The 13,617-nt window shown below is 72.9% G+C and carries 10 protein-coding genes and 1 pseudogene; 4 read left to right on the forward strand and 7 right to left on the reverse strand.

The annotated features are described in order from the left end of the window. Positions 1–85 precede the first annotated feature (85 nt). The 4 genes from IEZ12_RS36375 to IEZ12_RS36390 all read right to left on the reverse strand — a co-directional run bounded on the left by IEZ12_RS36375 (position 86) and on the right by IEZ12_RS36390 (position 3,923). Positions 86–895 (reverse strand): alpha/beta fold hydrolase, encoded by an 810-nt coding sequence (locus IEZ12_RS36375; RefSeq protein ID WP_189278561.1) that lies wholly within the window; start codon positions 893–895, stop codon positions 86–88. Positions 896–1,576: 681 nt separating this feature from the next. Further along, positions 1,577–1,984, reverse strand: coding sequence for a hypothetical protein (locus tag IEZ12_RS36380; protein ID WP_189278563.1), 408 nt, complete (start codon positions 1,982–1,984; stop codon positions 1,577–1,579). Between the two features lie 995 nt (positions 1,985–2,979). Then, positions 2,980–3,249 carry a hypothetical protein gene (locus IEZ12_RS36385; RefSeq protein WP_189278564.1) on the reverse strand — a complete coding sequence of 90 codons (270 nt, stop codon included), beginning with the start codon at positions 3,247–3,249 and terminating at the stop codon, positions 2,980–2,982. Between the two features lie 419 nt (positions 3,250–3,668). Beyond that, entirely contained in the window at positions 3,669–3,923 is a 255-nt protein-coding gene (locus IEZ12_RS36390) for a hypothetical protein (RefSeq protein ID WP_189278566.1), read from the reverse strand. A gap of 433 nt (positions 3,924–4,356) precedes the next feature. On the opposite strand from IEZ12_RS36390, the pseudogene IEZ12_RS40315 reads away from it, so the two are divergent. Together IEZ12_RS40315 and IEZ12_RS36400 are read left to right on the forward strand one after the other, a co-directional pair. Further along, a pseudogene (locus tag IEZ12_RS40315) lies at positions 4,357–5,191 on the forward strand (NAD(P)H-binding protein). A 349-nt stretch (positions 5,192–5,540) separates the two neighbouring features. After that, positions 5,541–5,924 carry a cupin domain-containing protein gene (locus tag IEZ12_RS36400; RefSeq protein ID WP_189278568.1) on the forward strand — a complete coding sequence of 128 codons (384 nt, stop codon included), beginning with the start codon at positions 5,541–5,543 and terminating at the stop codon, positions 5,922–5,924. 395 nt (positions 5,925–6,319) lie between these two features. Here the strand turns inward: IEZ12_RS36400 and IEZ12_RS36405 are convergent, their stop codons facing one another. Next, a complete protein-coding gene (locus IEZ12_RS36405; RefSeq protein ID WP_189278570.1) occupies positions 6,320–7,531 on the reverse strand; it encodes a hypothetical protein in 1,212 nt (403 codons plus the stop codon). A gap of 616 nt (positions 7,532–8,147) precedes the next feature. Here IEZ12_RS36405 and IEZ12_RS40320 point away from each other — a divergent pair. Beyond that, complete coding sequence (locus tag IEZ12_RS40320) at positions 8,148–9,743, forward strand: DUF11 domain-containing protein (RefSeq protein ID WP_189278571.1); 1,596 nt, start codon at positions 8,148–8,150, stop codon at positions 9,741–9,743. A 460-nt stretch (positions 9,744–10,203) separates the two neighbouring features. Here IEZ12_RS40320 and IEZ12_RS40760 read toward each other — a convergent pair whose 3' ends face one another. Next, positions 10,204–10,623, reverse strand: coding sequence for an LPXTG cell wall anchor domain-containing protein (locus IEZ12_RS40760; RefSeq protein WP_189278573.1), 420 nt, complete (start codon positions 10,621–10,623; stop codon positions 10,204–10,206). 151 nt (positions 10,624–10,774) lie between these two features. Between IEZ12_RS40760 and IEZ12_RS36420 the strand changes: the two genes are divergently transcribed. Beyond that, the gene (locus IEZ12_RS36420) at positions 10,775–11,185 is read left to right on the forward strand and encodes a hypothetical protein (RefSeq protein WP_229848675.1); all 411 of its coding nucleotides are present in this window, start codon (positions 10,775–10,777) and stop codon (positions 11,183–11,185) included. A 583-nt stretch (positions 11,186–11,768) separates the two neighbouring features. Here the strand turns inward: IEZ12_RS36420 and IEZ12_RS36425 are convergent. Beyond that, positions 11,769–13,283, reverse strand: coding sequence for a tyrosinase family protein (locus IEZ12_RS36425; RefSeq protein WP_189278575.1), 1,515 nt, complete (start codon positions 13,281–13,283; stop codon positions 11,769–11,771). Between the last annotated feature and the right edge of the window lie 334 nt (positions 13,284–13,617).

The following is a 13,617-nucleotide window of genomic DNA, read 5'->3' on the forward strand; positions in this document are numbered from 1 at the left end:
ACAACCTCGCCCTCGCCGGATGACCGGCAGGGCACGTGCCCCAATGCTGCCAGGTGAGTTACGAGACAGCCTTTAGCGACGGGTGTCAGCGGCCCGTCGCCGCGAAGCGCAGCAGCAACTCGCCGGTCGCTTCCGGCGCTTCGAGCATGGGGAAGTGCCCGACGCCGGGCAGCTGCTCGACTCGGGCGTTCGGGACCGTGTCGTAGCGGTGAGCCGAAGCAGGATCCCAGCGGGGGTCGGCGGCGCCGAAGATCACCAGGACCGGGACGTCGAGTGCGGTCAGGCGCGCGGGTACGCTCCTTTCGGCGATGTACGCGCCGTTTCGGCGCAGCACCGTCCTGAACGTGCGGCAGCCGATGCCCCGTACGTCGGCGACCAGGTCGTCCGGGACGTCCACCGGGCGGTTGCACACCGCGGTCACCCCCCGGCGGAGCATCGCGTCGGATCGGACCCTCCAAAGAAGCGGGCCGAGTGGCGGGCCGAGCAGGACCCGCAGGAGGACGGGCTGCGCAAGGAGCGCGTCGGGACTCGGGCCACTGCTGATCAGTGCGAGCGAGCCCACCAGGTCCGGGCGCTGTTCGGCGAGAGCGGTGGCGATGTATCCGCCGCTGGAGTGCCCGGCCACGACGACGGGACGGAGGCCGAGCTCATCGAGCACCGCGGCCACGCCGGCTGCCTGCGCGGGCACGTCGTACGTCGGCGCGGGCGCGGACCGGCCGTGGCCCGGGAGGTCGATCCGGACGACGTGGTACCGGCCGGCCAGCGCCGGCACCACCGGGCCCCAGGAGCTGCCCGAGGAACCCGATCCGTGGATGAGCACCAGCGGCGGCGCCTCCCGCGGGCCGTCGTGGACCACGTGCATCCCGTGCACGTGCTTACCGTCGTAGATACCCATACCCGGGAGGATGCCCGGGCCGCCGGCCCCCGGTCTTGTACAAATGTCGTCGCGGGGCCGACGACCGTCAGGACTTCCGCGAAAGCCGGGCTGTTCGGGACCGGCAGCGATCGGCAGCCACCGGCAGTCCCGAACTGCCCGGCATTCATGCAGGTCAACGGGCCCCTATGGACCGGCTGCACCGCGACAGGACATCAGGAGTCCTGTCGGGGCCGGGACCTCGGGTGCCGGGCCGTGGACGCCGAAGACCTCGACCATCGCACCCGGACCTTGCCGGGCTGCAGTCCCGCTCCGACGGTCACCCGGCTCCTCGAACTCGGCCATGAGCGGGAGGCGCAGGCCGGGCGCGGGGAGCGGTTCTGCGCGCCGGAGTGGGCGCGGCCGATGGGCGAGCGGCGGCAGCACGGGCGAGCGCTGGAGGTCCTCGCCCCGTACGTGGCGACGGGCTGGTGGTCGGCGGCTCGGGCCCGGGCCGGACTGCTGGAGGACCGGGGACGGGCCGACGGTGCGATCGCGCTGTGCCGCCCGCACGCGCAGGCCGGGGACCGGTCGGGCGGTCCCGAGCTGCTCGCGGCGGTCGGGCTCGGCGGTGAGGACCGACCGGTCGAAGCCCGGGCGTCGATGGTCGGCTGGTGGCGGGAGTCCCGCCAGGCCCGGGCCCGGGCCCGGGCCTGGCACCGGTCAGCAGACGACCATGACGGTGAACGGGCGGTCGTCGTCGACGGTCTGGCTCCCGCTCGAAGACGGCGTCGCCGTGCGGACGAAGAGGTGCATGGCATCCGTCCAGGTGACCATGATGGACGCGCTGCCGGGCCCCGGATCGGAGGAGCCGTTCGAGTTGACTGTGCCGATCAGGCCGCACGCGTTGACGTCGTTCTCCGTCGTCAGGATATAGCGGCCGATGCCGAAATGGTCGACTTCCGTGACGCCGCTCGCCCGGAGGAGATTCCCGTCGCCGTCGACCTTGGCGTACGTCGTGACGACCGGCAGCGCCTGCTCCTTCTTCGCCGGCTCGGCCGACGCCACCCAGCCTCCGGCCACGAGGGCGACGGGCAGCACCCCCAGCGCAACTTTCCTGAACGCGTTCATCTCGGCTCTCCTCGAAGCGGGTTCGGCAACGCGACACGAGGAGATGTCACCGATTCGAGCCCGGACGAACAGGCCGTCGGCCGTTGACCACTCCAACGGGCCTTGAGTTCCAGCCTCCAAGCCGTCCAGCAGCACCCCCGAGCAGTCAGGCGCACGGTCTGCCGCCCGACCTGCCCGCCCGGGAACGGGGCTGCCGCTGGCCCGGGACGCCGGGACGACTGACCTGAAGCCTCGCCGTCTTCGAACGCGCTGGTCAAAGCCGGGGCCGCCGCCCGGTCGGTCCCGGCCGGTGTCCGGGCGGAGCTCCGGGCGCTCGTCGGGCGGCCGCGGCCGGCGTGCCGACGTGCCGGGATCGTGCGGACGACCGCGCCCGGGAAGGCGGCGTCGCGGCCGCTCCGGTCGCTGACGACCCCGTGGTCCCGTACTCCCGGTCCGCGGCGAGGCCGAGCCCGGCGGCCTGTCCGGCGGTCAGCCGCAGCCGGGGCTCGGTCGGCCGTGACCTCCCGGCCGACCACGACCACGACCGTGCCCGCCTCGCCGCCGAAGCCGCTCGCACCGCGACCGTGACGCGCCTCCCGCGCGAGGCGGAGCCGCATGCCCGCCCGCCCCCTCCCGCCCTGTCATGTCCGGTCGCACGGACCTGCGCCGATCGAAACCGCGCCACCGCGGCCCACCCCTCGGCCGGGAGCACCGGCTCGGACCTTGGCGCCGCCCGGTCGGTCCCGGCCGGCGTCATCCGGACCGCGATCGCGTTCACCGCCTCGCGCGGGCGGCGGCCGGCTCACATCCTTCGGCGCGGGCCGCCCCCCGCTCCAGCAGCATCGGCTCGACGAGCTGCCACTGACCGTCCCTCAGGCCCCGGGGACACCTGCGTCGTTCCGTCCCGGTCGAGGAACAGCGCGGACATGGCCCCGGCCGACACGAGGCCGTGGAACCGAGTCCGTACTGTCACGGCCACAGCCGGACAGCCGGGCACTCCCCTGTCGAACGCCCTCTCAGATCAGACCTGCACCGTCGGTGTGGCCCATGCAGTCACCCATGCAGGAGGAGTAGCACGTGTGGCACTGCGCGGTTCGCGGGTTGCGGCAGACGTCCTGGCAGTCGCCTCGGCACAGCCGGATGCACACCCCCGGCGGGATGTCGGCACCGGCCCGCCCCTGCGGCAGCACGCCCGTCCCGCCCCGGGCCGGGACGCCGTGCCCCGTCCGGTACCTCCCGCTGCCCCGGCTGGTCGCCGCGTCCGCGGTGAAACCCGGGATGCTCATCGTCACTCACCTCGTCTCGGCCCGATGGCCGGTCAGTGGTCACCAGTGGTCGTCAGTGGTCGTAGTAGGGCGCCGCCCTGGTCACCACGAGGCGGCCGGGGCGACCGGCACGAAGGAGGGCGGGTTCGAGGCGACCGGGCGAACCCGCCCGGGCCCTGCCGTGGGTCGGGCCCGGGGCAGGGCCCACGTTCGTCCGGCGGCGGTCCGGGTCCACCCCGGTGGCATGGACGCTTCCGCGGTACGGCCCTGCACCGGCCCGCCGCTCGTACCCGCCGCGGGGCCGGACGCCCGGCACCGGAGCGACCCGCCCGGCGGTGTCGCCGAACCCGATGAGCGGTGCAACGTGGCAGCGACGCCGCCGACAGACCAGACCGGACCACGGCCGCAAGCCGCCCAACAGCGGCCCGCGCAACCCTCTTTCACGACTGCTGGGCTTCCAGACAGGCGGTGAAAGCGTCGCCGCACGCATCCATGCACGTGTCGTATTCCGTGAGGAAGTCAGGTGACAGGATCGTGGAGTTGCACCTGCGTTCGCACTTGTCGCGGAGCCCGTCGCAGGTAGGGGCGTGCCACACGGGGACGATCCGGTCCGGGGCGCCGCAGCGCTCCAGCGGGCCCGTCCTGAAGGAGCCGGTGCCGCGACCGGCGGATGCTTCGGCGTAGAACCCGGGCACAGTCATGATCGTGCTCCCATCTAGGGTGCCGAGCACAGGAAGCCCTCGGCCACCGGCGGGCCGAAACCGACGAACAGAACCCCCGAGTGCCGTCCGCGAGACCAGCCCTCCCTCCTCAGGCTACGCCGCACCCCGCACAGTGGCGTCCGCATCGCGGCGCAAGCGGTGCGGACGACCCGGGGCCGAGACCAACCCGTCCCGTGCTGCCGTTCCGTGCTGCGCCCGGCCGGGCGCCCTGCACGGGGACCCCGCTTTCCCCCGCGCCGGGGTCGGGCGCGACAGGCACGGGCGTACCCCTGGAGGCGTTCAGAACGGCATGGACGAACGGGACGAAACGCGCCCGGCGAAACGTCAAGGACTGCCTTGACTTGAAGCGCACTCGAATTCCTAGGGTTCCCTCCAGTCGATCGTCCGACGAAGGGGGAGGACGCTCGTGATCCTCGTGACAGGGGCCACCGGGAACATCGGAAGCGCTCTGCTGAAGGAGCTGCGGGCATGCGGTGCCGGCCCGATCAGGGGGCTCACCCGTGACGCGGCACGGGCAGCGCTCCCGGACGGGGTCGAGACCGCCGAGGGCGACTTCGCCGAGGCAGCTTCACTGGAACCCGCGCTGGAGGGCGTGCGATCGCTGTTCCTCGTGTCACGCCTGGGCCCGGATGCCGACAATCCTCGCTGCCGCCCGGCGGGCGGGCGTGGAGCATGTCGTCCTCGTCTCCTCCATCACCGCCCGGACCCACCCGCACCTCGGCCCCGCCGCCCAGAACCTCGCCGTCGAGCGGCTGCTCCAGGGCAGCGGCATGGCCTGGACGATCCTGCGGCCGACACAGTTCGCCTCGAACACCCTGCGGTGGGCGCCGTCGATCCGCGGGCGGAAAACAGTCCGCATGCCGTACGCGGACATCGGGCTGCCCACGATCCACCCCGCAGACGTCGCGTCCGTGGCGCGTGCCGCTCTGACCGAGTACGGCCACCGGGGCCGGACGTACACACTGACCGGTCCAGAACGGGTGACAGCCCGTCAGCAGGTCGAGTTCATCGCAGCGGCACTCGGGCGGGAAGTGCCACTCGTCGAGATCAGCCGGGAGGAAGCCCGAGCCGAGATGACCCCGCTCCTCGGAGCCGAGGCCGCGGACGCGGTGCTCGACGTGACGGGCGGAGACGTCAACGAAGCGCTGCGACAGGTGCACGACACGGTCGCGCGGGTCACCGGCTCACCGGCCAGGCCCTTCCACCAGTGGGCGTCGGAGAACGCCGACGCCTTCCGCTGAGCCCCCTCGCCCCGAGAAGACCCTGGACCCCCGCCGGCGCTGTCGGCTCCGATCGAGCGCGAGCAGGTCTCGGCTCAGGTCTCCGCCCCGGACGATCCGCCACCGGACGCGCGGATGCCGTACGCCGAGCTCCACCCGGTGCAGGACCGCGCCGCACGAGCGCCCATCGCCGCACACGACTGTCGCGCGGGCTGCCGCGCGAGCACCCACACGACAGCACCCGCAGTCGGCGCCCACCGAGAAGCCCCCCGACACGCCGCCCCACCGCCCGGATGCACCCGGCCGTACGCAGTGGTCGACTCGAAGCGACGGGAAAGTCTCGGGGACCGCCACGGAGAGGAGCCGAACAATGCCGAAGGTATCCAAGCAGTCCGCGACGAACGTCCAGGAATTCGGCCCGGTGACCGACCGCCGCGAGGAGATGAACGGCTACACCGTCGAATTCGTCTCCTTTGCCGCGGACGCCGACCTGGACGGGCCGCTGCAGTCACTGCCCGACGGGAAGTGCCAGTGCCCGCACTGGGGCTACGTCATCGCCGGGCGCATGCGCTTCGTCTTCGCGGACCACGAGGAGGTGTACGAGGCCGGCGACGCGTTCTACCAGCCGCCGGGCCACCGGCCCTACGTCGACGCCGGGACGGAACTGTTGCAGTTCAGCCCCACCGACGCGCTCGCCCGCACCGAGCAGGCCATCATCGACTGGATGGGCCGCCAACAGGACGGCACGCCTTAGCTGCCCGGCCCCACCCCGCCGCCCACGCCCAGCGCATCCCTGGCCCGGTGAGGCGTTGCGCGGGCGGCGGTGAGGTTCCGCTCCTCCTTCGCGGCGTGCGGGACCTTCCGGGGCCGGCAACTCCTCCGGCTCCAGCGGGGCCAGGCCCAGGACGTGCTCGCACGCCCACTGCCGGCCGGGGCCGAGCTCGTCCCAGCCGGTCTGCTGCGCCCGTGCCCACCCGGCGCGAACGGATTCCGCCAGGCGTTCGCGGGGCTCCTGTCGGGGTCGGCGGGACGGCGCTGTCGACATGCGGTTCGACGGCAGCGAGCACCGGGCGCCGGAGTGCGGCGGTCTCCGGCGCCTCGCCCCCACCCGAACGTTCTCCCGCTCGGCGCCCCGCGGGAAACGGCAGCTCAGCCAGCACGCGCAGTCCACTTCGGCGGCGTCCACAACCGGGCACCGGCGCTCCCGACCTGGATCAGCGTTCCCGTATGCCGATCCTGACGTGCCGGGCGGAACCCGTCGATCGCGAACACCCGCCGTCCGCTGGTGATGTCGACGCCCTGCAGGCCGGCCTCGTCGGCAATCAGCAGATGCTCTCCGTCGGTGAAGAAGCCGAAATCGCCGACCGGCCAGGGGAACGTCGCGACCGCCTTGATCCATCGGACGCCCGGCGAGCGCAGTTCGATCGAGGCGGGGTCGAGGACGTGGACGGTACCGCTGCCGGCATCGTCGCGGTCGTACACCGCGATCCGCCCGTCATCGATCCACACCGCCGGCCAGTTCCACTCCGAGACCCCGGGATACACCGCATGGCTGGGCCCGTCCTCGGACTCGTACGGGTTGTCGCGCAGCCACGCGGTCAGGCTCCACACCGCCGGCATCCCCCACGGCTGCCACACCCAACCGCCGTCGTAGACGCGAGTCCCGTCGGGACTCAGCGACAGCGCGCCGTGGAAGTAGTCGAGGTCGTGCTCCGCATCCTCCTCGCCCCCGCCCGGGCCGTCCCGCGCCGTGAGCACCTCGCCGGACGCGAGATCGGTGACGTCCAACCGGTTCCAGTCAGTGCGATGGACGACAACCGGCCGGCCACCGTGTTCGGCGAACGCCAACGCGAACGGGACGGTTTCACAGCAGTAGTCCCCGCCGTCCAACTCCAACGCCGGCGAACCGGTGGCGAGATCGACGACGGTGCCGTACCGACCGCGGTCCTGAACCACCGCCGCCCAACGGCCGCATCGAGACACATGAAGCCGCAGCCGAACGCCGCCACCGCACTCGGACGCCGGCCCCTCCTCCCGACACCGGGCCACCTCCCGCACCTCGCCGGTCGTCGGCGTCCACCGCGCAAGCCGTCCGCCCTCGGACAGCACCAGCCACGCCGACCCCGCGCCACCGAGGCCCGCCGGCAACGCCGCCACATCCACGACCGGCCGCAACGCGTCGGGAACGGCCACCTCCACCGTGATCGCCGCCGTACTGATCCCCATACCGATCCCCCCGGTTGCGCCCGTGCAGCCCCCTCGCGGCAACGTGAACAGCAGGCGACACAGCACCGCATCGGCAAAGCCGGCGAGCGCCGCGATGCCGGTCACGGCAGCGAGATCAGCACGGATCTGGTCCAAGTCGGGTTCATTCTCGCGCAGGTCCGCCCCGGTGCCGTCCAGCGAGAAGCCCCTCCGGCCGCCATGACCGGACCGACCCCACCGAGCACAGCCCCCGACAGGCCCGGAAGACCCACACCGCTCGGCGAATGTCCGGCCGGGCACCCGGGTCTGCGCGACGCCGGCCCCGCCGGTCCGTCTCCGGGCCCGGCCGGCCGACACGCTGCGCCCGCACCCACCGGGCACCCACCGGCCGAGCTGCTCGGCTGCTCGCCCTCGTACACCGTGTCCAGCGGCAGCACGGTCCGGCCGGCCGGGCCGTCGGACCCGAGCCCCTGCCGCGACCCACAGCACTGCGAAGGTCTCGCGGGTGCGCACAGCGGTGCGCACGACGGCGACCTCGTCGGCGTCGAGCAGCGCTCGGCGCGGCAGGCGTATGGGCGATACCGGTCCCTCGCCGGCTCGCGTGGGGTGGTGCGGCATACGAGGCTTCTCATCACAGCCTCGCTGCCTCGAAGTGATCGGATCGGGGTATCTGCCGTGGTTGTCATGATTTGCCGTCAAGTGCCGTGTCGCACCTCCGGGTTGTCGCGTGAGAGTGCGGGGCGCTTTGTTGTGAGGAGAGGTGAACCCGCGGATGAGTGCTCGTACGCGTGGACAGGGCGATCTGCCGTGGTACCGGATCAGCCGTCAGAGGCCCAAGGCCGTGTTCAACAGGGCCATGGCCGGTGGGACGATCCCGGCCGGTTCCGGCGGTGCGTCCGACCTGGCCGGCTCGGGTGGACGGCGTGGGGAGCGCGGTGCGGGGGCGGTGTCGGTGGGGGGCGCGCTGCTGTCCGGCATGGCGCTGCTGGCGGCCGCGGCTCCACCGGTGGCCGCCGCGCCGGCGGAGGCCGTGCCGGTGCGGGCGCAGGAAGCCGATCCGTCGCAGACCTTCACCTTCACCGGCGCCTCGCAGACCCTGACGGTCCCGGCGGCGGCGGTGGTGACGATCACCGCGGACGGTGCGGGCGGCGCCGACAACACCGGCACCCCCTGCTCCGTCACGGGGACCGGTGGGACGGGGGCGCGGGTGGTGACCACCCTGCCGCAGACCACCGCCCCGACGACCTTCGCCGTCGACGTCGGCGGCACCGGTGGCAAGGGCTGCAACGGCGCCGGGACGGGGGGCGTCGGCGGGTTCAACGGCGGCGCCCCGGGAGGGGGTTTCCCGCTCACCGGTTTCCGGTTCGAAGGTCCGGGCGGGGGCGGGGCCTCCAGCGTCAGCACGGGCGGCTCCCTGCTGGTGGTCGCCGGTGGCGGCGGCGCCTCCGGCGGCACCGGAGCGGGCTCCAACGGAGGCAACGGAGGCAACGGCGGGACGACGCCGGATGCCACCGGCGGTACCGCGGGAAGCGCCACCGGCCCCGGGGCCTCTCCGGGGCAGGGCGCGGGCGGCGGCAGCACCAGCACCAGCACCGGGGGCACCGGCGGGGCCGCCGGCACCGCTCCACCCTGTGCCGCTCTGCCGGGCGGGCCGGGAGGCGGGTTCCTGGGCGCCACCGTCGGCACCGGCGGCACCGGCGGCACCTTCGACGGCGGCTGCGCCGCCACAGCCACCGGCGCCGGAGGGGGCGGCGGGGGCGGGTACTTCGCCGGCGGGGGCGGCGGCGGCGCCTCCGTCAACAACAGGGGCACCTCGGCAGGCGGGGGCGGTGGCGGTGGAGGCAGCAGCTTCGCCACCCCCACCGGCACCGGCACGAGCTACGCGCCGTCGACGATCGGAACGGCGAACCACAACGGCCAGGTGACCATCTCCTACACAGTCCCGTCCCTGACCATCACCAAGACCCACACCGGGCACTTCACCCAGGGACGGGACGGCCTCTACACCATCACCGTCGGCAACGCCGCCGGGGCCGCCCCGACCGACGGCACCGCGGTCACCGTGCAGGACACCCTCCCCGCAGGGCTCAGTGCCGACAGCATCATCGGCACGGGCTGGACCTGCGACCAGGGCACGCTCACCTGCACCCGCAGCGACGCCCTCGCCGCCGGGAGCAGCTACCCGCCCATCACGCTGCAGGTCGACGTCTCCTGCAGCGCCGACGACGAGGTCACCAACGTCGCGGTCGTCACCGGAGGCGGCGACACCACCCCCCACACCGCCACCGACCCCACCAGGATCAAGCACCACCGGCACGACAAGCACGACAAGTACGACATGCGCTGCGACCGCCACGAGCACTGGTAGACCAACCAACCCCGCCGACCCCGGAGCCCGCACCACCCTCGACAACCACCGGAACAGTCCCCGGACCGGCTCACCGCCCTGCTCGACGAGGACCACGAACCAGGCACGGAACCCACCCGTGCAGCACCGCTTCACACCGCATGCTTCCACCCCCAGATCACACCGCCGACCCACCAGTAGCCCCCCCAGAACGCTGCCGGCCGACCCCGCACGCCGCGAGGCCGGCCGGCAGCATCCGACGGAACCGACAGGCCGCCCACACCCACTCACTCGACGCCGCGCCTGGCGAGCTGCGCGAGCCGACCTGACGTCACTTTCGCCCCTCGGGCCTCCTGGTTGTTGAGTCAGGTGCAGGTGGAACAGGTGGGCGGGCCGCCGCGCCCGGCGGCGGGGTCGGGGTCCTGCCGCGTGGGAAGCACCGGGACCGGATCGACGGCCTGCGCACCGCCGGCGGAGGCGGTCAGCTTCGGCGTGCGCGCCGTCCCAGCGACACCAGCGCCGTGCCGGCGAGCAGCAGGGCGGCAACCCCCGCCGCCACCCGGCCCGTGCTTGTCCGCTCGCCGGTCTCGGGCAGCGCGGGCCGCGACGCGGTCGGGGACGGTGGGGACGGCGGCGCCGGAGCCTCGCCGGAGGGAGCGGGGGACAGCGACGGGGCAGACGGCGACGGCGACGGCGAGGGCGACGGCGAGGGGGCGCAGGCGTGCCACTGGAGGACCAGCTCGCCGTCCCCGGCGCGCGTGCCCGTGGCGAAGACCGCGCCGGCGGGGCCGCTGCTGGAGCCGCCTCCGCCTCCGCCGGCGCCGATCCCGTTGAACCCGTAACGACCCGGCCCCGCCGCCCGCGCCGCCGCCGTGCGCGCCGCCTCCGCCGCCCCCGCCACCGGTCACGTCCGAGTAGGGCACGTCGAGCCGTCCGCCGTCGCCCCCGTCGGTGCGGTTCGCGTCGCCGCCCGGCGCGCCCGGCAGATGTCCGTCCGGGGTGCTGACGGCGGCCGCGCCGCCCGCGCCGTCGCCTCCTCCGGAGGTTCCGCCGTGGCCCATCTCCTCCCGGTACTGCCCCAGTTGGTCGGCCGTCGCGCCGTCCGCCCCGTCGCTCCCGGTCCGGCCGCCGTCGCCGCCCAGGCCCACTTCGTTGCCCTGGTAGGCGTAGGTCCCGCCGGCTCCGCCCCCGCCGCCCGGCGCGCCAAGGAACTCGGCGCCGACCAGGCGTTGGAGGCGCTGCGCGCCGAACTCGAGCCGCGGCCGCGGCTCGGCCGGCTGATCCGCACCGTCGTCGAGGGCGGTCAGCGGATCGAGCTGTACTCCACCCGGATCGAGGACGACGCGGCCGCCGGACGGCCCGCGGTCAACGTCGTGCACGCCTTCGCACCCGCGCCGCCGTGGCCGCCGACGGTGCGGATCGCCGCCGTCGTTCCCGAGGACCTGCCGCACCCGGACCTGTAGGCACCGGGCCTGCGCCGCCCGTCCCGGTTCGGGCAGCCCGTCGCCGGCCCGCCCGAACCGGAGGGCGAGCGCATGGTCGTCGGGCTGCTGACCGGAGGTCAGAGCACTGCGATGCCGCGCGCAGTCATCAGCCGGCCCTGCGCAGCGCCCGGCCCGCCGACCGCACTCCGCACCCGCGCCGGCCATCCTCCCCGCTCCGCGGCCGCACCCCTGCGGACCCGTTCTGCGCATGCGCAATCCGCCGCCTGCGCCTGCGCAGTGCCCTGCGCAGCGGCCGGCGCCATGCTGCACCGTCGGTTGCCGCCGCTGTACTTCGCGGCATGCCCGCCCGGACCACCGCCTTCACATGCTGCACACATCCGGTCGGTGCCGGCCCCGCCGCGTCCCCGGCCACCAAGCGGGTTTCGCCCCGTCGGAGGACGCGGGGCGAATCCCCGTACAGCCGCTGACCTCGGCGGCTACCGTCCCCGGCACCGATTCCACGGTCTGCCGGGCCTACGTGCTCGCTGCACTGGGCAAACCGATCCCCGTCAGCGGTTACCCGGGCCGGGCCGCCGGGCCGCCCTGGGCGCTGGCCGCCGCCTTACGCTTCGCCGACCAGCAGCCGGGCGTTGATCGTGGGGTGGCCCGCCTGCGAGAGCGGGAAGGTCGTGCCGATCTCCTCGCCGTGCCCCGGCACGTCGATCCGGACGGACAGCGCCTTATCGAGGATCTCGTCCTGGGACATCCGGAAGTCGAGGTTGATGATGCCGTTCTTCTTGCATGTCTCACAGCCCTGCGGGTTCTTCGGCTGGAAGAAGAACCGTGCCGCGATCGGCTCGCCGTCGGCGAGCAGGGTCACGCTGAACGACCCCGGGATGTTCAGCCGGTCGATCCCCTTGACCCGCACCGAGACCGGGTCGGAGCTCCGGAACGCGAAGGTGCGGGCGGCGTCGATGCTGCCGGAGAGGTTCTCCATGTCGCCCTTCGCGTGGCTGATGAGTTCCAGGCGGTCGTACGTGACGTCGGTGGCGATGGTCTGCTGGGCGACCTGGGGGAAGGGCTTCAGCTCGGTGAACAGGGAGGGGGCGGGTTGCAGCCAGGCGTCGTCCTGCCCTGCCAGCGTGGTGCGGAACCCGGCCAGCGTCGTCGCGCTGGTGTTCGTCTGCCAGCTCAGCCAGAGCCGGTCGATGTTGCAGTGGAAGAACCAGAACACCGGGTCGAAGGCCGAGACGTTCTGGTCGTGCATCGTCGGCCCGATCGATCCGTGGCCGGCGTCGTGGGCCTGGATCGAGAAGTCCTGGTAGCCGTTGGTGCTGTACGCACCCCACAGTGACTGCGCCAGCGAGGTGCTGATGTCGCCGAGAACGTTGAACAGTTGGACGCGCTTCGAGATGTCGGCGGCCGAGTAGCGCTCGGTCGTGTACGGGAAGTAGCCGTGAACGGGCGGGTGCGCAGTGGCGCCGGGGTCGGCCGGCAGGACGTACTTGTCGAACGGCGGGTGCTGCAGACGGTCCGGCAGTGGGGTCGAGATGTCCCAGTACGGGAGCGTCACGTCCTGGCAGCCCGGGACGGAGCGCAGCGCGTCCTCGAACTCGATCAGGTACGGGCGGTGCCAGGGGTTGAAGCGGTTCTCGTGGTGCAGGCACCAGGCTCTCGGGAGGCCGTGCTGTCCGGCCAGCGCGAAGTAGCCGTCCGCTGCCGTGGTTGCGCGGGCCATGACTCCCTCGAACGCCGTTGTGAGGAGGGCGAATTCGGCGTCGGTCAGGGTGGTGATGTCCTTGCGCAGCCGGGTCGGCGCCGCCCCGGTCGGTGGCTCCGTGGCAGGGGGCGTTGCCGTGCCGAGCGGGAAGCCGTTGAGGATCCAGTTCTTGAACGTCTGCGAGCGGTTGGCGCTCCACTTGCCGGCCGTGTCCGGGGGCATGTCCGCTTTGGGGGGAGCGGTGTGGACGAAGATCGCCCCGGCGTTGTTCTTCACCCCGTCGTAGGTGCCGAGATCGATGCCCTTGGCGGCCATGTGTTCCACGTCCTCGGGCCGGAAGTACAGGCGGATGTCCGCCAGGTAGGTCGGCGCCGCGACGACCGGATCGTCGGCGGGGTTGTTCTGGGGCGTGGCCATGTATCCTCCGCAGGGCTCGGGGTGGGTGTTTTGCTCGGATATCGAGCTTCTGCGGAGCGAGTATGCGGCACTGCAAAAGTTCTCTATACGATCGACACGGCCCGGAGGTCGGAGTCACGGTACGCGGGCGGCTGTTCCTGCGATTTCCAACAAATGCTCAGGCGCGGCCGAGGGCCATCTAGGTGTATTGACCACGAGCGTTGTTGACGGTGCAGGTCTTGATCAAAAGTGAAGACCTCCGGTGTGGTGGAGGTGTCTAAGAAGTCATCTCATTTGGATAGCTAGACTCTGGGCGTGCTGATCGTGGAGCGTCTGGTGCCGGACGAGTTGTGGG

This window comes from Kitasatospora griseola, assembly GCF_014648555.1.
GTDB classification, from domain to species: domain Bacteria; phylum Actinomycetota; class Actinomycetes; order Streptomycetales; family Streptomycetaceae; genus Kitasatospora; species Kitasatospora griseola.